This is a genomic window from Hoeflea sp. YIM 152468 (assembly GCF_029210485.1).
Classification (GTDB): domain Bacteria; phylum Pseudomonadota; class Alphaproteobacteria; order Rhizobiales; family Rhizobiaceae; genus Hoeflea.
The window spans coordinates 40,319-64,774 of the sequence record NZ_JARGET010000022.1; the positions used below are offsets into that span (position 1 = coordinate 40,319).

Here is a 24,456-nt window from a genome sequence, read left to right on the forward strand (position 1 = left end):
TGCAGATGCCTGACCCAGTTCGCATAGAAGCCGATTACCTCATTGAAACAGCCTTCGACCCGGCTGAAGCAGCCGCAATCATGGCCGGCGAACAATCGTCGGGGACCTTTGTTGCGGTGCCAGGCGAAACGCCGGAACTGAAGGCCCGCTCAGCCGCCAGGGTCGAGGCATTGCAACTCATCGATGAAACCCCTGCTCCGTCGCTTCCGGGGGCAGGCGTTCCGTCCGGGGCAAAGCCGGTCTACCGGCGTGCTTTCGTGACCCTGTCCTGGCCGATCGAGAACATTGGCCCATCGCTGACGAATCTGGTTGCCACAATTGCCGGCAATCTGTTTGAGCTGAAAGCCTTTTCCGGCCTGCGGCTGCTGGATGTCAGGCTGCCATCGGCATTTGCCGACAAATATGCAGGGCCGAAATTCGGGATGGAAGGCACCCGCAAGCTCTCGGGCGTTCATGGCCGCCCGATGATCGGAACCATCATCAAGCCCAGCGTCGGCTTGTCAGCCGAGGCCACCGGCGATCTGGTCGGCGTGCTCGCCGATGCAGGCATCGATTTCATCAAGGATGATGAACTGCAGGCCGATGGTCCGGCGTGCCCGTTCGAAGACAGGGTCCTGGCCGTGATGAAAGCCGTGAACCGGGCCGCCGACAAGACCGGCAAGAAGACCATGGTGGCCTTCAACCTCACCGGGGAAATCGACGAGATGAAGCGCCGCCATGATTTCGTTCTGAGCCACGGCGGAACCTGTGTCATGGCCAGTCTGATCTCGGTCGGCTATGCCGGCATCGTGGAGCTTGCGCGCCACACCGAATTGCCGCTGCATGCGCATCGCAACGGCTGGGGAGCGCTCACCCGTGCGCCGAGCCTTGGATGGTCGTTCACCGCCTGGTCGAAGCTGTGGCGGCTTGCCGGCTGCGACCATCTGCATGTCAACGGCCTTGCCAACAAGTTCTCCGAACCCGATGACAGCGTGGTCGTTTCCGCCCGCTCATTACGGGATCCGCTTTTTGAAGAAGCACCGATGATCGCGGTGCCGGTGTTCTCGTCGGGCCAGACCATAAGGCAGGCAGCCGGCACCTGGGCGGCGCTGAAATCGCCAGACCTGATCTTCACCGCCGGCGGCGGCGTGGTGGCGCATCCAATGGGGGTTGCCGCAGGTGTTGAAGCGATGATTGAAGCCTGGAATGCGGCAATGTCAGACGTTGCAATCGAAACCCAGGCTGAAAACAGCCCGGCACTCGCAGCCGCCCTTGAGGCTTATCCGGCGTGAAGGGTAACACCGTGGCAGATCCCATCCTGGCCTTTTACGGCGATGACTTCACCGGCTCCTCTGCGGTCATGGAGGTTTTGTCGTTTGCCGGTATTCCTACCGTGATGTTCCTCGCACCGCCAAACGCTGAGGAACTGGCTGCCTTTCCGGGGCTTGCGGCGATGGGAATCGCCGGAGTGGCAAGATCGCGCGATCCGAGCTGGATGGAGGACAATCTGCCGGAGGCGTTTTCCGCCCTGGCTGATTTCGGCGCGCCAATCGTGCACTACAAGGTTTGCTCCACCTTCGATTCATCACCCAGCTGCGGCTCCATCGGCAAGGCCATCGACATCGGCGCGCCGATTTTGGGGGGCGCCTGGCACCCGTTGATCGTCGGCGCGCCGGCAATTCGCCGCTATCAGGCCTTTGGCAACCTGTTTGCCGGCACCGATGACGGTGTCTACCGGCTTGATCGGCATCCTGTGATGAGCCGGCATCCGGCAACCCCGATGGATGAAGCCGATCTTCGACTGCATCTGTCGCGCCAGACCGACCGAAGAATCGGCCTGGTCGATGTTGCGGGCATCAAATCCGGCCAAGCCGACCAGATGCTCTCCAAGCAGATCAAGGCCGGCGCGGAGATTGTTGCGATTGATGTTGTTGACGAACAAACACTGGCCGAGGCCGGCCGCTTGCTTTGGAACGAGGGGCGCGGTCCGGTTTTTGCGATCGGGTCTCAGGGAGTCGAATATGCACTGGTTGCGCATTTGCGTACGCTTGGGCGCATAGCTTCGACCTTCAAGCCGCCGCGGCTCTCGGCGGTGAACCAGGTTTTTTGTGTGTCGGGCTCCTGCTCCCCGATCAACAGCGCACAGATCGATGCAGCAGAGTCCCAGGGGTTCAGGATCATCGACCTTGATGCAACCCGCGCCGTTGACGGAGCCGAATGGGACCGGGCCCTGGATCAGGCGCTTCAGGCATCGCTGGCAGAGCTGTCGGACGGGCGCGACGTGATTGTCGCCACCGCACGCGGATCGGAAGCTGCGTCCAGCCGCCTCAAGGAGGCCGTCATCCGCTCGGGGAGGTCCATGGCGGCGGTCAATGATCGGATCGGTGCAGGTCTGGGGAAGCTGGTCGCCGATGTCCGGCGCAAGACACGGTTGCCGCGGGCGGTTGTCGCGGGCGGGGACACGTCGGGGCATGCGATGACCGCGCTTGGCGTAAGAGCGTTGTCGGCACTGGCTCCGATTGCGCCGGGAGCACCGCTGTGCCGCGTTCATTCGCGCAACGAGACAGTCGATGGTCTGGAAGTGACGCTCAAGGGTGGCCAGATGGGTGCCCGGCAGTTTTTCATCACAGCGAAAACAGGGCTTTAGCCAGCCCTCTCGGGAAGTATTCCCCCCCGGCAGTTCGGTGTGCTCACTGCAATCAACGGTGCAGAGCTCACTCGGCGATCAGTATCTCCACGCCGCGGCGCTCGAATTCCTTGGCGTCGGCGTCCGAGATTCCGTCATCGGTAATGAAGGAATGCACCAGTTCCAGCGCGCCCAGACGGGTGAACGACGTGCGGTTGATCTTGGTTGAATCCGCCACCAGATAGACATGGCTTGCCGCCTTGATCATGGCTTCCTTCAGTTGCAGATCGGCAAAGCTCGGATAGGTCAGGCCCGCATCAAGCGCCACGCCAGCTGTGGCGAGGAACAGTTTTCCGGCAAAAATACTGCGGAAATACTCAACTGATTTGTCACCGGATAACGACAGCGTCGGTGGTTTAAACTGTCCGCCGGGCATATGCACGGCAAAGCCTGGAATGGTCCCGAGGATGACCGCAATGTTGAGCGCGTTGGTGATGACGGTGAGATTCTTGCGTCCGCCAAGGCGTGTCGCGATTTCGGTCGTTGTTGTACCGGCATCAAGAATGAGAGTTTCACCATCCGCAACGAGATTGGCACCATAGGCGCCGATCTTGCGTTTCCTGTCCATATTGACCTGATGGTGAAGGGCAAGGCCGGGAACCTGTCCGCGCATGGCATTGAGAAACGCGCCGCCATGTTCGCGGGTTATGTGCCCTTCCTTTTCCAGACGCTCGAGATCCTGACGTATGGTCGCTTCCGAGACCTGAAAAGCAGCAGACAGATCACGGACGCGGGCTGACCCCTCCTCCTCAATCCACTCAAGGATACGGCGACGGCGTGGCTCGGACAGCAGTCCGGCCATGGCTCCATTGCGTTCTGTATCCGGTTGTTCCTGCAAACTGCAACTCCTCGAGAGCGGGCCGTGAGTACCGCACAACCGTGATGACCACCTCACTTAGTTTCAAACCCGGGCGAGAGCAACAACTCAGCCCAACTTCGTACAATCCAGGCCCTATTTGCTCAAAGCCACTTCCTGGGCCAGCGCCACCCGCGCCTGTAGTCGGCTTTGCGCCTGATCGATGACCACCGCCGCAATAATGACCAAGCCTTTGACCACCATCTGCCAGAATGACGATACCCCCATCATGACCAGACCGTCCGACAAGATACCGATCACGAAGGCGCCGATGATCGTGCCCACAATCCGGCCACGCCCGCCTGACATCGACGTTCCGCCGAGAACCGCGGCGGCGATGGCATTGAGCTCGAAAAACTCACCCGTGGCCGGATGAGCGGCGCGAAGCTGGGACGCAATGATCAGGCCGACGATCGCGGCCATCAGACCGGCAAACATGTAGACAAACATCTTCACCCGGTTCACCCGGACGCCGGAAAGGGCCGCACCCCGCTCATTGCCGCCTGTGGCATAGATCTGCCGCCCGAGCGGTGTTCTGCTTGCAATGTAGGATGCCCCCAGTGCGACCGCGATCAGCATCCAGATCATCACCGGCAGGCCGAGAAAATTGCCCGTGCCGATCAGCGGGAATGTGTGCGAGCCATATTCGGGGTTGCCGTTGAGATTGGGAAAGGTGCGCCCGCCTGAAAACAGGAGTGCTGCACCACGGGCGACGTACAGCATGCCGAGTGTGGCTATGAAGGGCGCAACATTAAACCTGGTTATCAAGATGCCGTTGATCCAGCCGACAAATATGCCGGCCAGACAGACAAGCGCGGCAATCTCGAAAGTGTTGAACTGGATCGACCACCCAAGCCCGACATCAATGCCATTGAGCACCAGCCAGCCGGCGACCATGCTGGTCAGCCCGACCACCGAGCCGACAGAGAGATCGATTCCGCCGGTGATAATGACAAAGGTCATGCCGATCGCCAGAAACGCGTTAATCGCCACATGCTTGGAAACGAGGATGGCGTTCGCCGTGCTCAGAAAATTGGGCGCCATCACGGAGAAAAACGCAAGCACCAGCAACAGTGCGACGAAGGTGCGCGCCTTGAGCAACAGCAAGAGCCAATTGGTGTTGGATCGGGGTGTCGCCATAGCGCTCTCACTCATCAAACTCATGATACCAAGTCCTTGTTCCTGCTTCTGGCATTGGCCGGAGTGGCGGCAGCGATCACATCGGCAGCCTTTGCGTTTTTGCCGAATTCACCGCTGATGCGGCCATCAGCCATGACGATAATCCGGTCGGAGAGCGCCAGGACCTCCTCGAGGTCGGAGGTTACAAAAATGATTCCGATGCCTTCGGCTGCCAGATCCCGCATCTTGTGGTAGATTTCGGCCTTCGCCCCAACATCGATCCCGCGCGAGGGCTCATCCATCAACAACACCTTGGGTCCGGTCATCAGCGCCTTGCCGATGACCACCTTCTGCTGATTGCCGCCCGACAGCGATGAAATCGGGTTGCCGGGGCTGGCAACCTTCACCGTCATCCGCTTGATGAATTCGGCAGCCCGGGCCACCTCCTTCCGCAAATTCAGATGAAACACGGTGGTGAATTGGGAGAGCGATGACAGGGTTATGTTTTCGCGAACCGACATGATCTGGACCAGGCCGTCTCGCTTGCGGTCCTCCGGCACGAGGGCGATGCCACGGGCAATGCGGCCGGAGACGTGTTTCTCGCGCAATTCCGCGTCATCGACAAAGAACCGGCCTTTGGCCTCGGGGTGCTGCGCCATGATGCATTCGAGGAACTCGGAGCGCCCGGCGCCCATCAGCCCATAAAGGCCGAGAATCTCTCCCGCGCGCACGGTCAACGACACGTGATCGACCATGAAACCGCCACCCATCTTGGGCAGTGCAATGTCTTCGGCGCGGAAAACTTCCTTGCCAAATTCATGAGCTATGAATTGCGAAAAATCTTTCGATTTTCCACCGATCATCGCCTGCACGATCCAGGGGATATCGACACCCTCCATCGAGCGCGAACCGGTAATCTCACCATCACGCAGAACCGTGATGTAATCGCCGACGCGGATCAGTTCCTCAAGCCGGTGCGATATGTAAACGATGCCGACGCCTTGGGCTTTGAGTTCATCGATGATGCGGAACAGCACCTCGACTTCGGCCGCGGAAAGCGCCGAGGTCGGCTCGTCGAGAATCAGGATCTTTGCATCCTGCGCCAGCGCCTTTGCAATCTCGACAACCTGCTGCTGCCCGATCCGGAGATGGCCAAGCGTGGTATCGGGATCAATGTCCTGCTCCAGCCGCTGCATCAGTTCGCGGGTGCGCTCTTCAACCAGAGCCTGGTCGATATCGATGCCGAAACGCAGCGGCTCGCGAGCCATGAACACGTTCTCGCTGACACTCATATCCGGGAACAGATCGAGCTCCTGAAATACAATGCCGATGCCGTTGGTCACGGCATCATCCTTGGTCCGGAAGGTTACCGGGCGACCATTGATGTTGATCTCGCCGCTGGTCAGGGTCTCGACGCCGGCAATGACCTTCATCAGGGTGGATTTGCCAGCGCCATTTTCTCCGACAAGCACATTGACCGCACCCATGCGGATATCGAAGTCGACATCCTTGAGCGCTACCGTGCCGGGATAGACCTTGGTGGCGCCACGGATGGTCAATCCGATCGGATGGGCTTCGCCGTTCTTCCGCGCCAATGTCATGGCATGATTTCCACGCTCACCGGGGTGACGAGAATTGCATCATCGACCTTTTTCAGCGGCACCACTCCTGTGAAAGTGACGGTGCGGCCGATCAGGTCGCCATCGGGCAGCACAACTTCGCTGGAAACTCGATCATTGAGTGCTCGACCGAGCTTGGCAAACTCGATCTGGTCACGAAAATCATCGAAATTGTAGAATGGAGCGATATCGCGCAGCGCGTTGCCGCGGATCACCGGGCCAAGCTGGATGGTCAAGTCCGCTGTTCCGTCACCGTCCACATCCAGATCTGCAACCCGTGCGCGGGTGTCGAGCTTGGCCGTGACGATCACGCCGGTGTCGGACACTGCAAAATTCCAGGCCGCCCCCTGTCCGGAGCCGCGATTTCCGTGCTCTTTTCCAGCAGCATCCAATCCTCCCGCCGCAAGTGCCGTCTGGAAGGCCGCGTAGTTCAGCGCCTTGTCACGGATAAAGGGCCGGAGTTGTGATTCGAAGGTCTCGGCGATGCGCTGCTCGGTGCGGACGTTATCGCCGCTGGCGCCGGCAGAGATTGCCTTTTCGTCCTCGGGCAGGTTCTTGACCAGCTTGCAACCGGAAAGGCTGAATATGGTGACGGCACAAATGGCCAGGATCGTTTTGCGGGTCATGATGCTCTCTGGCGTAAAGATTTGAAATGCAGCACAGGGCACGGCGGGCCGGCTCGATGCCATTTCATATCCGGCCCCGACGGCCGGCAGTCGCATAAACCACAACCGGAGCGCGGATGCCCGCGCCCCGATTGGATTGTGCAGCGCCTTAGTTGGACAGAGCAAATGTCTCAAGCTTGGACGCGTTGTCGCCGTTGATCAGCACGCAATCCATCAGCTGCTTTTCGTCGAGACCGGTCGAACCGGTCTTGATGTACTGGTCCGCCTGTGTGACAGCCAGCTGCGCCTGCTGATAGGCGGGCTGCAACACGGTTGCCTTGATGCCACCGGCCAGGATTGAATCACGCACATCGTTGGAGCCGTCGAAGCCGACAACGATGACATCGTTCTTGCCGGCAGCCTCAAGGGCTGCGCGCGCACCCATGGCCATGGTGTCGTTGCCCGAAAGCACGCCCTTGATGCCGGGATTGGCCTGAAGCATGGATTCCATCACGGTGTAAGCTTCGGTCTGGGACCAGTTGGCCGTCTGACGGGCGACCATCTTCAGATCGGGATACTGGTCGACGACGTCGTGGTAGCCCTGGCTGCGGATGCCGGCATTGGTGTCGGATTCCTTGCCAACGAGTTCGGCATATTCGCCCTCTTCACCCATCAGCTTGACGAACTCTTCTGCGCCAAGCTGCGCACCCTGATAATTGTTTGACACGATTTGCGAAACGGCAACGCCGGTGGCGGTGATTTCGCGGTCGATCAGGAAGGATGGAATGCCGGCGTCCTTGGCTTTCTGGACAGCTGCCACGGAAGCATCAGCGCCCGCGTTGTCGAGGATGATGGCCGAAACCCCGGCCGCAATGACCGTGTCGAACAGCTCGGACTGCTTGTTGGCGTCATCATCGTGCACCAGCACCATGGTGTCGTAGCCCAGTTCCTTGGCCTTGGCCGCCGCACCGTCGGCCTCGGCCTTGAAGAACGGATTGTCATGGCTCGGAGTAATGATGGCGATGGTGGCAGCCGATGCGGCCATACCGGTTGTGGCCCCGAAAACTCCCAGTGCCATGGCGGTGATAAGCAAACGTCTCTTGATATGCATGATATAATCTCCCTTGAAAATCACGCCCCCTCCGGGCGCAACCTCTAGACGGGAATTCGGCATTAATTTTTGGTTATTGTCAATATCTATTTCGATTGATGCGCTTTTTGCCCGAAAAACGAGACCATTCGAAGGCGACCAAATTCAAATCCTCTCCTTTTATGACCATGATATCAATCTGTTAGATAAAAATCGGCTTCAATTATCCACAAAAGAACCGAGGGAAAGAATTTGCCGACAAGATCGTCGCTTGCTTCAAAACGCACTATTCGCTACCATTCGCAAGTATACGAAAGGCGTCGGCATCAACTCCGGTCACTTTCGCGGGCATGATGGTATCGGGAGAACCAGATGACACGGACTGTAAACCGCAAAATTTCGCTTGGCGTCGTGATCGGAAGCCGCGCCTTCTTCAGTCCGGCCCCCTGCATCGACGCGCGCGCGCAAATTCTCGCGCAACTGGAAAAGCTGGGTATCAATGCCGTCATCCTGCCGGTCGAGGCCACCGCCAACGGCGCCGTTCAATCGATCCCGGACGCCAAGCTTTATGCCGAGCACTTCAAGAAGCACCGTGACAGCATTGACGGCCTGGTGATCTGCCTGCCCAATTTCGGCGACGAGATTGCAATCGCGGAGCTGATCAACCGCACAAAACTCAATGTGCCGATCCTGCTTCAGGCCTCCAATGACGAGTTGGACAAGGTGGATGTGCATTCCCGCCGGGACGCGTTTTGCGGCAAACTCTCGGTGGCCAACAATTTCTGGCAATATGGCGTTGCGTTCACGGAGACGACCAACCACACCTGCGACATCGATGGCGATGAATTCCTCAGTGATCTGGATCGGTTCTCCCGCGTTTGCCGCACCGTTTATGGCTTGAGGAATGCCCGCGTCGGCGCGATTGGCGCGCGGACCGCGCCGTTCCAGACCATGCGGTTTTCAGAAAAACTGCTGCAGCAATCGGGCATCACCGTGATAACGGCAGATCTGTCCGAACTCATCGGGGCGGCGGAGGCGATCAAGGACAGCGACACTGACCTGGTCTCCGGCCTAGAGCGGATTCGCAATTATGGTCGAATTCCGGCCCATATCCGCGAAGCCCAGGTCCTCAAGCAGGCAAAATGGACACTGGCCGTCAACCGCTGGATCGATGAGAACGAATGCGATGCGTCGGCGATCCAGTGCTGGCGCTCGCTTCAGGACAATTTCGGCTGTGCCACCTGCCTGACCATGTCGATGATGGGCGAGGATCTGGCGCCCTCCGCCTGTGAAGTCGATGTGATGGGTGCGGTGTCGATGTATGCGCTGACGCTGGCCTCCAGCGCACCTGCTGCCATCCTGGACTGGAACAACAACTACGCCGACCATGTCGACAAGTGTGTCTACACCCATTGCGGCAACTTCCCCAAGAGTTTCCTGGGCACGACACCGGAAATCGGCGAGTTGGATGTGCTCGGTGAGGTCATTGGCCGCGAGAAGTGTTTTGGTGCCGTCAAGGGCAAGGTGCAGGCGGGCAACATGACCTATTTCCGGCTCTCATCCGATGACCGCAACGGTATGCTCAAGGCGTATCTGGGCGAAGGCGAATTTACCGACGATCCCTTCGGCATGGACGGTGGCATTGCCGTCACCAAGGTTGACCGGCTGCGCGAGTTGATGCGGTTTGTCAGCCAGAATGGCTTCGAGCACCATGTTGCGATGGTACGCGGACACTATGCTGACGTCGTCAATGAAGCCGTCACCCGCTATCTCGGCTGGCCCACCTATCATCACAATGGCACGCCCGAGCCTGAACTTTTCTTCCCGAACCGCAAGTGAGACAGGCGTATGACCCACGCACTGAAAACCGACAATTCTGATGCCCTGATCCGTGACAAGGCGCTGTGGATGCGGCAGCAAGCCATGAAGATGGTCTATGCCAAGCAGCTTGGTCACCTGGGCGGCGATTTTTCCGCCATCGACGTACTGGCGACGCTGTATTTCGGCGTGCTGCGCTATGATACGGCACGGCCGGAGTGGGCTGAGCGAGACCGCTTCGTGATGTCCAAGGGCCATGCAACCGGGGCGCTTTACACGGCTTTGTGCGCAGCAGGATATTTCCCCGAGGACTGGCTCGACACCTATATGGGCCATCACTCCAAACTCAACGGTCACCCGAACCGTCAATATCTGCCGGGCGTCGAGACCAATACCGGGCCGCTCGGTCACGGCTTTCCGGTCGCGTTGGGGATTGCCATTTCCGGCCAGATTACCGGAGCGGATTACCGCACCTATGTGCTCACCGGGGACGGAGAACAGCAGGAAGGCTCGAACTGGGAAGCGGCAATGACCGCCGGCAGCCGCAAGGTCAAGAACCTGACGCTGATCATCGACCGCAACCGCCTGCAGCAAGGCGCACGCACCGAAGACACCAATGGGCTCGATCCGCTCGATGACAAGTATCGCGCCTTTGGCTGGCATGTCGTCGAGATTGACGGCCATGACTATGCCCAGCTTCTCGACACGCTCGGCGCACCGGTGGCAGACCGCGAAAAGCCACTCTGCGTGATTGCCAATACGGTCAAGGGAAAGGGTGTCTCATTCATGGAAGATCAGGCGAAATGGCATCACGGCGTGCCCAACGCCGAACAATTCGCGCAAGCAATGAAGGAACTGGTTTAATGGCTGTCGCTGCTGCAACCACCGCCCCGATGTTCGATTGCCGCAAGGCCTGGGCCGAGACACTTGAACAGCTTGCCGCTTCCGATGAGCGCATTGTTGTCGTGGTCAATGACTCGGTCGGCTCGTCCAATCTCGGCGGCTTTCAGACAAGATTTCCCGACCGCACGATCAATGTCGGCATTGCCGAGCAGAACATGGTTGGCGTCGCGGCAGGGCTTGCCAACGGGGGACGCATTCCGTTCGTGTCGGCCGCATCGTGTTTTTTGACTGCGCGGGCCATGGAGCAAATCAAGGCGGATGTCGCCTATGCGGGTTTCAACGTCAAACTGGTCGGTCAGTCTTCCGGCATCGCCTATGGCGAACTTGGCGCCACGCACCATTCGATCGAGGATTTCGCATGGTTGCGGACGCTCGGTCCAATCACCGTGATCGCCCCCTGCGATGCCTGGGAGACCGCAGAGGCAGTCAAATGGGCCGCCGTCCATGAGGGGCCTGTCTATCTGCGTCTATCGCGGATGAAGGTCCCGACCCTCGATCTGCCGGGCCGCACTTTCACGCCGGGCAAGGCGGAGGTGCATAGATCAGGCACCGATGTGACCATCATTGCCAACGGCACCACGGTCCATCTTGCGATCGAAGCTGCCGAGACTTTGGCCGCGGAAGGCGTTTCCGCCCGTGTTCTCAACATGCACACGATTTCGCCGCTCGACACCGACGCGGTTACGGCGGCGGCAAAGGAAACCGGCGCGATTGTGACCGTGGAGGAAGCGCTTGATCGAGGCGGGCTCGGCGGAGCCGTTGCAGAATGCACCTCGGCGACCCATCCTGTCCCGCTCCAGCGCGTCGGCTTCCCCGGCTTCATGCCGACCGGATCGATTGCCAGTCTGTTTGAAGAGTTCGGTCTGAGCCGGGAGGGCATTGCCAGTGCGGCCCGCATCGCCATTCGCCGCAAGGGAGCCTGATCCATGCTTGTCCTGGCGATCGATCAGGGAACCACAAACACCAAGGCCCTGATCGTTGACGAGGCCGGACATATCCATACGCGCGCCTCGTCGCCGTCGAGCACTCACTATCCGCAGCCAGGATGGGCGGAACAGTCCGCCACGGCAATATGGGATGATACGCGTTCAGTGATCGACGCGGTTGTGGCGCAGATGAATGGCCGCAGCATCGATGCCATTGCCATATCGAACCAACGCGAAACCCTCGTGGCGTGGGATGCGGAAACCGGCAAGCCGGTCGGGCCCGCGATCTTGTGGCAATGCCGGCGTACTGCGCCCGAATGTGCAGCGCTGATATCGGCAGGGCACAACGAGACCGTGGAAGCTGCGACCGGGCTCGGCATCAATCCGCTGTTTCCAGCATCCAAACTGGCCTGGATTCTCAAAAGCCGGCCCGAAGCCCTCGGCTTGCTTGACCAGGGGCGCCTGCGGGCCGGCACTGTCGATAGCTGGCTGCTATGGAATCTGACGGGTGGAACGGTGTTTGCCACCGACCACTCAAACGCTTCGCGAACCCAATTGTTCGACACCGAGCTATTGCAGTGGAGTGCTGAGCTGGCGGAGATTTTCGAGACGCCAACATCCTGCCTGCCTGAGCCCCGGCCTTCCGACAGCCGGTTCGGCGAGACTGCCGCCGGGGTAACCAGCCTTCCACCAGGCATCCCGATCATGGCGATGCTGGGCGACAGCCACGCAGCCCTTTACGGCCACGGCGTTCGCCGTCTTGGCACCGTCAAGGCCACCTATGGCACCGGCTCGTCGCTGATGACGCTGACACCTCAGCGCGTGGCATCAAGCCACGGATTGTCAGGCACCATCGCCTGGACAGACAGATCCGGAACAACCTATGCCCTTGAGGGCAACATTCTGGTGTCCGCACAAGCAGCCGCCTTTATTGCAGGCTTGCTGGGCATAGGTGATGCGGGCGCGCTTTCCGACCTGGCGCAAACCGTAGACACGGCAGACGGCGTCAGCTTCGTGCCGGCCCTGTCCGGGCTCGGCGCGCCGCATTGGAATGATCACGCGACGGGCACAGTGGCCGGCATGACCCATGGAACAACGCCCGCGCATGTCGCCAGGGCGACATTCGAGGCGATTGCCCTCCAGATTGCCGATGTCTTCGAAGCAATGCAATCCGATATAAACATGCAGCTTGTTGGCCTCAGGACAGATGGCGGAGCTTCGTCAAACGCGTTTTTGATGCAACTGCAATCGGACCTGCTGCAATGTCCCGTTGAAAGCGCCGTGGTTGAGGAAATCAGTGCGCTTGGCGCCGCCGCAATGGCTTTCCGCTCGCTCGGGCAAGAATGGCTGCCCGATACACGCAGCAATCGGTTTGAGCCGCGGATGACGCCTGCAACTGCAGAAACCATTCGAGCCAAGTGGAAAGAAGCCATTCGGCGCGCTTGCATCTAAGGCATGACGCTGTCGACTGGCTTCGATCGAGCGCTCTCACCTATAGCATGATGATTCTAAATGGTTCAGCGCCGCCCCTCCGATCGCAGGGGCGGCGCTGTAGGCTGTGTCGGCGGGCTCAACCAGGATAAGGCTGGCTTCAAACGCAAGGAAGCAAACCAGATCTCGTTTCGCCTTGCCGCAGCATAGGCGATCCGTTTTCATCGCGTCATCGTTGACGGTCTGCTCGATGCGTCCTCAGCCGGTGCAGGGAGTTTTCTTGCTCAATCTGCACCACGCGCCATGTCGCGCGGCCGTATGTAACCTTTCTGATAGGCATAGACAGCGATACCGACAGCCACGCCAACAAGATCGGTCAGCCAGCCCACATCGATCATGGTCAGCCCTCCGGCAAGCAGGATGATCCGGACCACCGAGTGGGCGCGGCCAAAAAACCAGCCCTGAACAGCCGCGGACAAGAGATAGACACCCACAACCGCGGTGGCTGCGACGTGGATGGAATCGAGCCAGCTGCCCTGCAGCAGCATCTCGTCGGACAGGTAGAACATGTAGGGCACGATGAACGCCGCCAGTCCGAACTTGAAGCTCTCGACGCTGGTTTTGAGCGGATCGGACCCGGCCAGCGCTGCCCCGGCGTAAGCTGCAAGCGCCACCGGCGGTGTGATGGCGGAAATCACCGCGAAGTAGAAGATGAAGAAATGTGCCGTCAGCGGCTCGATTCCGAGATTGATCAGGCCCGGCGCCATGACACTTGCGGCGACGACATAGGCGGCGGTCGTTGGCATACCCATGCCAAGCACGATCGAGACAAGCATCGCAAAAACCAGCGCCAGGAACTGGCTGTGTTCGGCGAGCCCCAAAAGCACCGCGGAGAACCGCGATCCGATGCCGGTGATTGCGATGACGCCAACGATGATACCCGCCGTCGCACAGACCGCGACCAGTTGCAGCGACATACGCGCGCCCAGTTCCAGCGCTTTGAACAATTGTTTCGGGCCCATGCGGTGCGGCGTCAGCCAGGACACCACCGCCGCCGATGCCATCGCCAGCGTACCGCAGCGGATGACTGAATAGCCCATCAGCAGAGAGCCGATCAGCACGAAGATCGGGGTGAACAGATAGACCTGTTTCAGCAACTTGCCGAATTTGGGCAGCTCGGCCCGCGGCAATCCGACCATACCGTATTTCTGCGCTGCCAGATCGACCATGAAGAAGATCGAGAGGAAGTAGATGATCGCCGGAATGATCCCGGCATAGACGATGTTGATATAGGGGATGCCGGTGATTTCGGCCATGATGAAGGCGCCAGCGCCCATGATCGGCGGCATGATCTGGCCACCGGTCGAGGCAGCCGCCTCGACTGCTGCCGCTGTTTGCGGCTTGTAGCCGACCTTTCTCATCATCGGGATGGTCAGGCTGCCGGTGGCAACCACATTGCCGGCGGAGGTTCCGTTGATCATCCCCATAAGGCCGGAAGCGAACACCGCCACCTTGGCCGGACCGCCGCGCTTGTGGCCGGCCGCGGCGAAGGCAAAATTGACGAAATACTCTCCAACACGGGTGGCCTGCAAGAAGGCCGCGAAAATCACGAACAGGATAATGTAGGTCGAGGAGATGGCAATCGGAGCGCTCAGGATACCGTTATCAGTAATGATGTAGGTGAAGAACCGTTTTGCGTCATAGCCGCGGTGGTACAGGATACCCGGCAGCCATGGCCCGAGAAAGGCATAGCCGACAAACACGCTGGCAATGATGACCAGCGCCATGCCGGCCAGCCGCCGTGTCAGTTCGACCACCAGCAGCACGCAGGTGACGGCAGCCCACATGTCCGCCGGCAGCGCCATCGGGATGCCGCCGCGCAACTGCAATTGCCGGGAGAACAAGATCAGGTAGGCGATCGCGCTGAATGTCGCGACGATGAGCAACACATCCGCCAGCGAAATCCGGTTGTTTGGCCGTTCGATGAAGAACCAGCCATGCGCCACCGCCAGGCAGCTGCCCGCGAATAGGGGAACACCGTAGTAGCGCAATGCCCATGGCTGCCCCACCGGCACGCCGGTCTCGACAACATTGTACCAGATGGCCAACAGCATTGTGAAACCGGTGAGGATCCCGACCGCTGCGATGGCAAGAATGGCGTTGGCAACCATGTTTCGCTGACTGACCGCGTCAGCCTTGGTGGCGCTCGCCGAATAGATCATGAACCCCAGCGCCAGCCCGCCCCCGATATGCGACAGCCGGTAGGCCCAGGTCTCCAGCGGATAGATGTTCATCACATAGAGATGGAAACTGGAGTAAACCACGCAGGCGATTGCAACCACCCACACCAGCGATCCCGTAAAGACGCGCTGGTTGAAGACGATTGGCTCTTCGTCCACATGAGACACAGCCTCCTCGAAGGACACCTCGTCCTGAACGTGGTCTTCTTTGGCTGGTTTCATTTTTGCGTCTGACATGGCGTGTGCTCCCACAGGCATTGTTATTTGCGTCCCGGATCAACAAAAAGGGCGGAATTGTGCAATCCCGCCCTGCGTTTGATCTCGGAAGACCGGAAACCCGGAATCTTAGCTCAAGGCCTTATTTCAGGTTGTCGGCGATCTTGTAGCCGTTTTCCTCGAACCATTTTGCAGCGCCAGGGTGGAACGGCATAAAGGTGTTCTTGTCGAAATGCTCCGGCAGGGTTTCGGCTGCAGCCTTGTGGCCCTGAAGCATGCGCTCATGCTCTTCCATCGCCAGCTTGGTGATCTCGTAGACGAGGCTGTCGGGCATGCTTTCATGGGCAATCGCGAAGTTCCAGAGAGACACAGTCTCGACTGCTTCGGGCTGGTCCTCGTAGGTGTTTGCCGGAATGGTGAAGGCCGACATGGCCGGCTCGGCTTTCAGGAACATGTTGCGCTCGTCCTCGGTCATGCTGATGAAGACGACGTCGTTTTCGACAGCAAGCTGAGTGTAGGCGCCGTTCGGAATACCCGCGGCGTAGACGAATGCGTCGATGAGCCCGTCCTTCAGCTGACTGGCGGTATCATTGGCGCCTGCATAGGAGATGTTGATCTCCATACCCGCAGTCTTGAAATAGCGCGGCCAGTAGGCAGCCGAGGTGCCGCTGGCCGGGCCAACGCCGACACGCTTGCCTTCCATGTCCTTGAAGGACTTGATGCCGGAGCTGGCCAGAACCGCAGCATGCAGCGGGGTCTGGTACATCGGGAACATCGCCCGCACCGCGGTGTGTTCAACACCCGGCATGACTTCGCTCTTGCCGACCCATGCATCGTAGGCCGGACCCATGGTGACATAGCCCATGTTTAGATCATTGGTCTGCACCAGGGTGACGTTCTGTCCGGGGCCACCGGTGATTTCGACGCTGGAATTGACACCGAGCCTTTCGCTGATCAGGCCGGCAAAGCCGCTGCCATAGGCGAAGTAGGTGCCGCCCTGGCTCCCGGTGCCGAAAGTCAACGTCTCGGGCCAGCCGGTTTTGTCCTGGGCCACCGCCGCGGCGGCAAAGCTTCCCGCGACAGCAAGCGCAAGAACAGTTTTTGTGATCAATTTCATGGTTCATTTCCTCCCGTAAATGCACCCTAAGGTGCCATTACCAAGACGCTACAGCCTGACGAAGCCGGCACTCAAGAAGCCAATATTATATAAATATCTTGACTAATCGCTAAGCCGTTGCGGCGATTGGATCAATGTTGTCCAGCAACAGTTCCATGAAGGCCTCCCGAGCCGGATCCTTGGTATCGCGCATCCAGCAGGCTGCAAGCGCCAGTTTGTTGCGTATCGGCGTCTGGGACATTTTGAGAGGCACGAACCTGACACCGTCAACTCCCAGGCGGGACGCCCAGCGCGGCACAATGGCGATGCCCATGCCCCGGCTCACCAGATTGACAATTGTCTGCTTTTCCTCGGCAATCTGGACAACACGTGCCGACAACCCTGCTTCGATGAAAAGCTGCATGCTCAAATCATGGCTGTGCGGTCTGGACGCGCGGTCCGGCACGATCAACGGCTGGTCGGCCAACTGGTAAACGTCCACCTCCTCGCACTCTGCCAACTCATGTCCCTCCGGGCATGCCACAACCGCCGTCTCGTGGAAAAGCGGCCGAAACTCCAGCCCTCTGTCAGGGGTTTCCGGCGGCCGCACGATGGCGATATCGAGATGTCCGGACAGGATCTTCGGCAACAGTCTGATTGTTTTCTGCTCAATGAGCCGAACAATGATTTCCGGGTGATGGTCACGGAACTGCGGCAGCAGTTGCGGCAACAATCCGGCTGCCGCACTGTCGATCGCGCCGATACGCAGGGCAACAGCTTTCTCGTTCTTGTGATCCCGCAGTCTCGCTTCGAGCCGTTCGACGCGGGAAATGATCTCGATGGCTTCCGGAAGCAGAATACTCCCCGCCTCCGTCAGCGCCACATTACGTGTGGTCCGCGACAGCACGCGAACCCCAAGCCGGTCTTCCATCAGGCGGATCTGGCGACCGAGCGATGCCGGCAGCATTTCGAGCTGTTGTGCGGCTTTTCCGAAATGCAGCTTTTCGGCGACGGTCACGAAACAGCGCAGTTGAACAAACTCCATGATTTCGTTGCCTTCAATTATTTCATTTATTTATATGATCTATGCGGCATTGCTGCAACAAGCGCAACTTGCAAGATTGACGCGGCTGACGAGAACCGACCCAAACGGTGCTTGCCGCTGTTCTAAAGAGTGAAAACGGGGAATGCTATGAAGACGTATAATATTGCTGCAATACCGGCAGACGGAATTGGACCGGAAGTCATAGCAGCCGGGCTTCAGGCCATCGAAACCCTGGCCAAGCGCGACGGCAGCTTTTCCCTCAACGTGACCGAATTCGACTGGGGGTCAGACCGCTACAAGAAAACCGGCGCGCTGATGCCCGAGGACGGCACCGAGCAACTGAAGAAATTCGACGCCATATTCTTTGGCTCCGTCGGCGCTCCAGACGTACCGGATCACGTCACACTTTGGGGATTGCGCTTGCCGATCTGCCAGGGCTTCGACCAATATGCCAACGTTCGTCCGACGCGGATTCTGCCTGGTATCAGTTCCCCGCTCGCCGGCGTGGGTCCCGGTGACCTGGATTGGGTCATCGTTCGCGAAAACTCGGAGGGCGAATATTCCGGCCATGGCGGACGTGCCCACAAGGGCATGCCGGAAGAAGTCGGCACCGAGGTCGCGATTTTCACCCGCGTCGGCGTCACCCGCATCATGCGCTACGCCTTCAAGCTGGCGCAATCGCGCCCCCGCAAGTTCCTCACGGTCGTGACCAAATCCAATGCCCAGCGGTTCGGCATGGTGATGTGGGACGAGATTGCCGCAGAGGTGTCCAAGGAATTCCCGGACGTCAAGTGGGACAAGATGCTTGTCGACGCCATGACCGTGCGCATGGTGAAAGATCCCAAGAGCCTCGACACCATCGTTGCCACGAACCTTCATGCCGACATCCTGTCCGATCTTGCCGGTGCGCTTGCGGGCAGCCTCGGCGTCGCTCCGACCGCCAACATAGATCCCGAGCGGCGCTATCCGTCGATGTTCGAACCGATCCACGGCTCCGCCTTCGATATTACCGGCAAGGGCATCGCCAACCCGGTGGCAACCTTCTGGACTGCGGCGCAAATGCTCGAACATCTGGGTGAGAATGCCGCGGCTGCACGGCTGATGCGCGCAGTGGAAAAGGTCTGCGAGGACGGCATCATGACCCCTGACGTGGGCGGCACCGCTAATACACAGCAAGTCACCGACGCGGTGTGCGACGCCATTCGCGGCTCCAACATCTGAACGAGCGTATCCCGCCTGTTTTCAAACGATCACGCGGGAGAGCCGGCATGACACCACAATGCCCCGAGGCTTTCCTGCGGTCGCTGTTTGACCGCGCAGTCGAGGTCGCCGATCCGATGCGCAGCCTGGCTGAGCATCTGCCCGACCGGCCCGCCGGACGTCTGATCGTGGTCGGTGCCGGCAAGGCCAGCGCCCGGATGGCAGAAGCCGTCGAAGCCGCCTGGGGAATTCCCCAGGGGCTGGTCATCACCCGGTATGGTTATGCGCGTCCCTGTCAGGGTATCGAAATTATCGAGGCCGCACATCCGGTCCCGGATGCTGCGGGTGTTGCCGCGACCCGGAGAATGCTCGACCTGCTTGGCGGCCTTGGCCCCGATGACCTGGTGCTGGCTCTCATCTCCGGCGGCGCCTCTGCACTGCTGACCGCACCGAGTGAAGGCGTCGGCTTGACCGAAAAACAGGCGGTAAACTCGGCCTTGCTGGCTTCGGGAGCGCCGATCGGCGCCATGAATGTGGTTCGCAAGCATCTTAGTCGGGTCAAGGGCGGACAAATATCCGCCGCAGCATTTCCTGCGCAGGTTCATGCGCTGATGATCTCCGATATTCCCGGAGATGACCCGGCCTGTATCGGCTCCGGTCCGACGGTCGGAGATGCCTCGACACCCGACGACGCGCTTGCCGTTCTGAGGAAGTGGAATGTTGAGGTTCCCGATTCGGTGATCACGGCGCTGCGCAAAGGCAGCGGCGTGATTGCTCCGGGCGACGAGCGTCTGAGCACGACCAGGAACCTCATCTATGCCGCACCTGCCCAATCCCTAGCCGCTGCTGGCGAACTGGCTCAGGCCGCGGGCTGCGATGTCCGCCTGCTTGGTGACGCACTTGAGGGCGAAGCAAGCGAAGTCGCGCGGGTGCACGCCGAACTGGCTCTGGCAACCGCCAGGCAACGCAAGCCGGGAGACCTGCCGGTGCTGTTGCTTTCAGGCGGCGAGCTCACCGTGACACGGCGCGGCGGCGGCATTGGCGGACCGAACGCGGAGTATTGTCTGGCGTTGGCCATTGCGCTCAACGGCACAGCCGGGATTCACGCCATTGCCTGTGACACCGATGGCGTGGATGGGGCCGCTGACATTGCAGGCGCGATGATCGGCCCCGAAACGGTGGCGCAGGCCGGAAAACTGGAAATCGATCCAGAAGCTGCACTTGCAGCCAACGATGCGCACAGCTTCTTTGCCAGCATCGGCGGTCAGGTTGTAACCGGCCCTACCCTGACAAATGTAAATGATTTCAGAGCTATCCTGATCGCATAAGACCCGTCAGCTTGCGCTCTGAAGCGAGCCACGGCAAAGATCCGGATCTGCCCTGTCGACCTTATCTTTTGGCCTAGGCCGGCGGGGCAAATCCATAAAGACGCGCCGGATTGTCCCACATGATGTTGCTGATCAGCGTCGAACATCCGAGCGCAGCGACAAAACTCTCTACCAGGGCCGCGTAAGACAGCGGACGCCATGGGGCAACCGTGTCCGGTCCCAGATGCCTGTCATGTGGCGGTGGATGCGGCCAGTCGCTGCCCCAAACGCAACGGTCCGGACAGACATCCAGAAACCCGCTCAGCCATTCGCTGTCGGGGTTTACATTGAGCGGTCTGTCAGGATGCCGATAGGGCGAGGAGAGTTTGATCCAGAGATGATCCTGCGCCATTAACCGCAGCAGCACTTTGCCGCTTTCGTCTCCCGGGCGGACTCTTCCAAAGAGACCGTAATGATCGATCACGCACGGCACACCCAGCGCGGCGATGACATCAGCCCGTGCGGCCAGGACGGACAGCGGAGCAATGATCTCCACGTGAAATCCGTGATCCGCGGCCAGTCTTCCAACCGCCTCGAGATCATCCGTGCCTTCACCGACATTCTGTGCGGCCGGACTGTAAAGATTGACGCGCAGTCCCGAGACACCCCGGGACCGCCATTTGCGAAGTTCTGCGGCGTCCATCTCCGGCGCCGCCGTTGCCACCCCGCTGCCACGTCCATTCAGCTCATCCAGCGCCTTCAACAACACGCTGTTGTCTGTCCCGTAGAAACTGGGCTGGGTGATCACGAAATGATCGATGCCATGCGGCCTGCCCTTCTCGATCAGGGTCGCAAGCGGCGCCGGTTCCGCCAGGAATGTCCGTCCGGAGGTCTGCGAACACTCTGACTCCGGCGCCACCACATGGACGTGACTGTCACACCACATGAAACTGTCTCCCGACGCTTTCGGCCAAACTTACTGGGACGATATTTCGGCAAGCCGCTTCATGACGTTGTCACCGACCAGCTCGCTGCCAAACTCGACCCAAACCGGCCGCATTTTTTCTTTCCACTGCGCAAGCTGCTCAGGTGTCAGCTTGTGGATCGTTTTGCCGGAGTCGCGGATCTTGGCATAGGCAGCCTCGTTTTCCTTCTCTGCGTTTTCCCAGTTGTAGGCGTTTGCAATCTCAAGCGCCTCCTCGACCGCGCTGCGGTCGGTATCTGACAGACCGTCCCACCAGGTCCTGTTGGCACCCAGAATATAGAAGGCGTACTGGTAGCCGATCTGCGTCATGTGATCGATGACCTCAACCATGCCGGCGGAATCAAGAGACATCGGTGTCGGCTCGACAGCATCGATGACCCCTTGCTGCAACGCCGAGGCGACTTCACCCCAGGCCATGCTGATGACATTGGCCCCAACCGCCTTGAAAGCCGCGATGTCGGAAGGCACCGACTGCACCCGGATCTTCACGCCGCTCATGTCCTCTGGCAGCAGGATCGGCTTGCTGCCGCGGTAGCTCAGCTCGCGCTGACCCGACAGCCAGATGGCAACCGGCTCGATGTTCTTCTTGCGCAGTTCGGGCACGAATGCCTCGCGCACAACCGGGTCGTTCCAGGCGGTGGCAACCATGTCCCTGGAGGTCAGAAGAAATGGCAACGTCAGGGCATTCAGGCCCTTGGCCAGAGGCGAGTAGATGCCGGACGTCGGCGCCACAAACGTTGCCGCGCCAAGCTGAAGCCCCTGGATCTGGGTTTTCTGGTCAAGAAGCGCGCCTGAATGGTGCACTTCCACGCCAACATCGTCACCAAGGCGCGCCTTCAGTTCCTTCGCCAGAACCTCAAAGGTCTGCCCTTTCAGGTTCAGCGCGCTGGTATCGTTGGACAGGACGATCTTATCCGCCGCCACCGCGGTGTGTGCGCCGATCAGCATCGTTGCACCGCAAATCATGGATAATAGCGTTTTTTTCATCATCTCTTCCTCCTCAGGATTGGTTGTTATTCTCCGAACGCCAGGTCCGGCAGATAAAGCGACAGCTCGGGCACAAACGTCACCAGGAACAGAACCAGCACCGTTACAGCCATCCACGGCAATGCGCCTTTGAACACTTCGAGGACCGGCTTTCCGGAAACGCCCGAAGCAACGAACAGATTGAGTCCGACCGGCGGCGTCACCAGCCCGAGCTCGATGTTGACGATGACGATGATGCCGAAATGAACCGGGTTGACGCCCATCGCCACCGCGGTGGGAAACAGCACCGGCACGAACATCAGGATCGTTGGCACACCTTCGAGAAAGAAACCGACGACCAGGAACATGACATTGACCAGAAGCAGAAACTGCCACTGTTCCAGCCCCGCATCGATGATGAATTTGGTCACCGCCGCAGGAACGCCGATCTTGGTGATGAAGAAAGCGAAAAGCAGGGCGTTGGTGGTGATGAAGAAGATCATCCCCACCGACGGGGCGGTTTCGGAAATGGTCCGGAAAAGCTCGCGAATGCTGAGTTCCCGATAGACGAACATGCCGATCACGATCGCCAGCAGCATCGCCATCACGGCGGCTTCGGTGGAGGTGAAGATTGCACCGCCCTCTATGGCGATGGGACCGAGATCGAATGCGGGGAAGCCGTAGATACCGACAAAAATCATCACCGGCAGCATCAGCGCCGGCAGCGCACTGCGGGTTACCCGGGCCCGTTCGCGCCATGGCATCGCCTTGTGACGGGGCGCATCATAGCGCTTGGCCAGAAAGGCCGCCATGATCACCATGCCCAGCGCATAGATGAGACCGGGAACAACACCGGCCAGGAAAAGCCGGGTCACGGAAGTTTCTGTGACAAAGCCGTAGATGATCAAGGGAATCGACGGTGGAATCAGGATGCCGATGGAGCCGGCGGTCGACAGCGCGCCCAGGGCATAACGGCTCGGATATCCATCCCTGGTCAGGGCCGGATACATGATCCTGCCGATACCCGCCACCGTGGCGGGGCTTGATCCGGAAATTGCCGCAAAGAACACGCAGCTGAGGACGGTGGTGATTCCGAGGCCGCCGGTAAAGTGGCCGACAAAGGCATTGGCGAAGGCAATCAGCCGACGCACCAGCCCCCCGGTGTCCATCAAGGCGCTGGCAAAGAAAAAGAACGGCACCGCCATCAGCGAAAAATGGTCGAGATTGGCGAACGCCTTCTGGCCAATGATCGGCAGCGGGATCGGATCCAGCAACAGCGATGTGAGCATGACGGATCCGCCAAGCGCCACGGCAACGGGCGCACCAATGGCAATAAGCGCAAAGAATGCGATGACAAGCAGAAGAATGGTCACGATGCACCGTGCTCATGGGTAGGCTTGCTTTGCACGCCGATGATCAGCCGGATGATGTAGCGCAGGGCAAAAAGGCTCATCATGGTGGGCATGATCGAATAGACAATCCAGTCCTGTACGCCGGTCTCCGGCGACGCGGTGTCCATCATCTTGGCGAAACCGACATAGAGCCACCCGCACCAGGCCAGGAACACGCACAGGCCAAGCGACGCCAGAACGGCAGCCAGTTTCATGCCAGCAGCAACCGAAGCCGGGACGATGGAGGGAAGGACATCCACACTGATATGCCGGTCTTCCCGCACGGCCCGGACCCCTGCCATCAGCATGGCGGTCACGGTCACGAGGACGAATAAGGCTTCATTCCACTCATAACCAGTGTTGAAGACGTAGCGAAGCGTCACCTGCATAACCCCGAGAGCCAGTGCGACAAGCGACAAAGTGACGATCAACCCGTCCTCGACATGAGACAACGCCACATCCAGATATTTTGCCGCCGCTACCAGACTCATTCCATGCTCCCAGGTGAAGATGACCAACCGTAGAGCGCCGCATACCGCAACGCCACACCGTGCCGATTATACAGTTTTTTTATGCAATAACCTTGCAGACAACCGGCATCTGCCAGCCGACACTGTCCAGAACCTGCCAGAAGCACGGAATGGGCGCTCGCCATTTCAGGCGGTGCTGGCCACACAAGAAACAAAGGCGTCTTATACCTCTTCCAGACCCGACCCTCGTTCAGTCGAGACAGATTTCACCGGATCGAGACCCGTTTGCCGACCGCCGGGCCAGGAGCTTTCAAGGCCCAATCAACGCACTGACGCCCGGACGCGACAGCTTGAAAAGATGCCGCGGTCAAATCGAACAATTTCGCGCCGAGGCCGGGTCACGCAAACGCCAAAAACGCCCTTCAGGGCGTTGATTTGCTGCAGGAAGTCTTGGATCTGGTTGCGGGGGCAGGATTTGAACCTGCGACCTTCAGCTTATGGTCCGCAG

The 24,456-nt window shown here is 59.6% G+C and carries 20 protein-coding genes; 8 read left to right on the forward strand and 12 right to left on the reverse strand.

Features of this window, described 5'->3' with window-relative positions; all coding sequences use genetic code 11:
- Nucleotides 1-5 precede the first annotated feature (5 nt).
- Nucleotides 6-1,271, forward strand: coding sequence for a ribulose-bisphosphate carboxylase large subunit family protein (locus PZ897_RS11980; RefSeq protein WP_275752529.1), 1,266 nt, complete (start codon nucleotides 6-8; stop codon nucleotides 1,269-1,271).
- An 11-nt stretch (nucleotides 1,272-1,282) separates the two neighbouring features.
- Complete coding sequence (locus tag PZ897_RS11985) at nucleotides 1,283-2,626, forward strand: four-carbon acid sugar kinase family protein (protein ID WP_275752530.1); 1,344 nt, start codon at nucleotides 1,283-1,285, stop codon at nucleotides 2,624-2,626.
- A gap of 67 nt (nucleotides 2,627-2,693) precedes the next feature.
- Here the strand turns inward: PZ897_RS11985 and PZ897_RS11990 are convergent, their stop codons facing one another.
- The 5 genes from PZ897_RS11990 to PZ897_RS12010 form a co-directional block, all read right to left on the reverse strand.
- The gene (locus PZ897_RS11990; protein ID WP_275752531.1) at nucleotides 2,694-3,503 is read right to left on the reverse strand and encodes a DeoR/GlpR family DNA-binding transcription regulator; all 810 of its coding nucleotides are present in this window, start codon (nucleotides 3,501-3,503) and stop codon (nucleotides 2,694-2,696) included.
- A gap of 114 nt (nucleotides 3,504-3,617) precedes the next feature.
- On the reverse strand, nucleotides 3,618-4,685 hold the full coding sequence (locus PZ897_RS11995) for an ABC transporter permease (protein ID WP_275752532.1): 1,068 nt from the start codon (nucleotides 4,683-4,685) through the stop codon (nucleotides 3,618-3,620).
- Nucleotides 4,682-6,241 (reverse strand): sugar ABC transporter ATP-binding protein, encoded by a 1,560-nt coding sequence (locus PZ897_RS12000; RefSeq protein ID WP_275752533.1) that lies wholly within the window; start codon nucleotides 6,239-6,241, stop codon nucleotides 4,682-4,684. Before PZ897_RS12000 ends, PZ897_RS11995 begins: the two co-directional genes overlap by 4 nt.
- Complete coding sequence (locus PZ897_RS12005) at nucleotides 6,238-6,885, reverse strand: DUF2291 domain-containing protein (protein WP_275752534.1); 648 nt, start codon at nucleotides 6,883-6,885, stop codon at nucleotides 6,238-6,240. Before PZ897_RS12005 ends, PZ897_RS12000 begins: the two co-directional genes overlap by 4 nt.
- Before the next feature lie 148 nt (nucleotides 6,886-7,033).
- Nucleotides 7,034-7,975 carry a D-ribose ABC transporter substrate-binding protein gene (locus PZ897_RS12010; protein ID WP_275752535.1) on the reverse strand — a complete coding sequence of 314 codons (942 nt, stop codon included), beginning with the start codon at nucleotides 7,973-7,975 and terminating at the stop codon, nucleotides 7,034-7,036.
- 351 nt (nucleotides 7,976-8,326) lie between these two features.
- Here PZ897_RS12010 and PZ897_RS12015 point away from each other — a divergent pair, with 351 nt between their 5' ends.
- From PZ897_RS12015 to PZ897_RS12030, 4 genes are read left to right on the forward strand one after another with little or no spacing between them, the layout of a single operon-like run.
- A complete protein-coding gene (locus PZ897_RS12015; protein WP_275752536.1) occupies nucleotides 8,327-9,793 on the forward strand; it encodes a fucose isomerase in 1,467 nt (488 codons plus the stop codon).
- A 9-nt stretch (nucleotides 9,794-9,802) separates the two neighbouring features.
- Nucleotides 9,803-10,636, forward strand: coding sequence for a transketolase (locus PZ897_RS12020; protein WP_275752538.1), 834 nt, complete (start codon nucleotides 9,803-9,805; stop codon nucleotides 10,634-10,636).
- Nucleotides 10,636-11,598: a transketolase C-terminal domain-containing protein gene (locus tag PZ897_RS12025; RefSeq protein ID WP_275752539.1), complete on the forward strand. Its 963-nt coding sequence runs from the start codon at nucleotides 10,636-10,638 to the stop codon at nucleotides 11,596-11,598. The genes PZ897_RS12020 and PZ897_RS12025 overlap by 1 nt, the downstream gene beginning before the upstream one ends.
- A 3-nt stretch (nucleotides 11,599-11,601) precedes the next feature.
- Nucleotides 11,602-13,053 (forward strand): FGGY-family carbohydrate kinase, encoded by a 1,452-nt coding sequence (locus PZ897_RS12030; RefSeq protein ID WP_275752540.1) that lies wholly within the window; start codon nucleotides 11,602-11,604, stop codon nucleotides 13,051-13,053.
- 263 nt (nucleotides 13,054-13,316) lie between these two features.
- On the opposite strand, the gene PZ897_RS12035 is transcribed toward PZ897_RS12030, so the two are convergent.
- The 3 genes from PZ897_RS12035 to PZ897_RS12045 form a co-directional block, all read right to left on the reverse strand.
- Nucleotides 13,317-15,494 carry a TRAP transporter permease gene (locus PZ897_RS12035; protein ID WP_275752541.1) on the reverse strand — a complete coding sequence of 726 codons (2,178 nt, stop codon included), beginning with the start codon at nucleotides 15,492-15,494 and terminating at the stop codon, nucleotides 13,317-13,319.
- 136 nt (nucleotides 15,495-15,630) lie between these two features.
- Nucleotides 15,631-16,605 carry a TAXI family TRAP transporter solute-binding subunit gene (locus tag PZ897_RS12040; RefSeq protein ID WP_275752542.1) on the reverse strand — a complete coding sequence of 325 codons (975 nt, stop codon included), beginning with the start codon at nucleotides 16,603-16,605 and terminating at the stop codon, nucleotides 15,631-15,633.
- Between the two features lie 109 nt (nucleotides 16,606-16,714).
- Nucleotides 16,715-17,629 (reverse strand): LysR family transcriptional regulator, encoded by a 915-nt coding sequence (locus PZ897_RS12045; RefSeq protein ID WP_275752543.1) that lies wholly within the window; start codon nucleotides 17,627-17,629, stop codon nucleotides 16,715-16,717.
- 147 nt (nucleotides 17,630-17,776) lie between these two features.
- Between PZ897_RS12045 and PZ897_RS12050 the strand changes: the two genes are divergently transcribed.
- Nucleotides 17,777-18,850 carry a tartrate dehydrogenase gene (locus PZ897_RS12050; RefSeq protein WP_275752544.1) on the forward strand — a complete coding sequence of 358 codons (1,074 nt, stop codon included), beginning with the start codon at nucleotides 17,777-17,779 and terminating at the stop codon, nucleotides 18,848-18,850.
- A 47-nt stretch (nucleotides 18,851-18,897) separates the two neighbouring features.
- A complete protein-coding gene (locus PZ897_RS12055; RefSeq protein WP_275752545.1) occupies nucleotides 18,898-20,157 on the forward strand; it encodes a glycerate kinase in 1,260 nt (419 codons plus the stop codon).
- Between the two features lie 73 nt (nucleotides 20,158-20,230).
- Here the strand turns inward: PZ897_RS12055 and PZ897_RS12060 are convergent, their stop codons facing one another.
- From PZ897_RS12060 to PZ897_RS12075, 4 genes are read right to left on the reverse strand one after another with little or no spacing between them, the layout of a single operon-like run.
- Nucleotides 20,231-21,082: an amidohydrolase family protein gene (locus PZ897_RS12060; protein ID WP_275752546.1), complete on the reverse strand. Its 852-nt coding sequence runs from the start codon at nucleotides 21,080-21,082 to the stop codon at nucleotides 20,231-20,233.
- 30 nt (nucleotides 21,083-21,112) lie between these two features.
- Nucleotides 21,113-22,111 carry a TRAP transporter substrate-binding protein gene (locus tag PZ897_RS12065; protein ID WP_275752547.1) on the reverse strand — a complete coding sequence of 333 codons (999 nt, stop codon included), beginning with the start codon at nucleotides 22,109-22,111 and terminating at the stop codon, nucleotides 21,113-21,115.
- A 23-nt stretch (nucleotides 22,112-22,134) separates the two neighbouring features.
- Nucleotides 22,135-23,460 carry a TRAP transporter large permease gene (locus PZ897_RS12070; protein ID WP_275752548.1) on the reverse strand — a complete coding sequence of 442 codons (1,326 nt, stop codon included), beginning with the start codon at nucleotides 23,458-23,460 and terminating at the stop codon, nucleotides 22,135-22,137.
- Nucleotides 23,457-23,969 (reverse strand): TRAP transporter small permease subunit, encoded by a 513-nt coding sequence (locus tag PZ897_RS12075; protein WP_275752549.1) that lies wholly within the window; start codon nucleotides 23,967-23,969, stop codon nucleotides 23,457-23,459. The genes PZ897_RS12070 and PZ897_RS12075 overlap by 4 nt, the downstream gene beginning before the upstream one ends.
- Nucleotides 23,970-24,456: the final 487 nt, after the last annotated feature.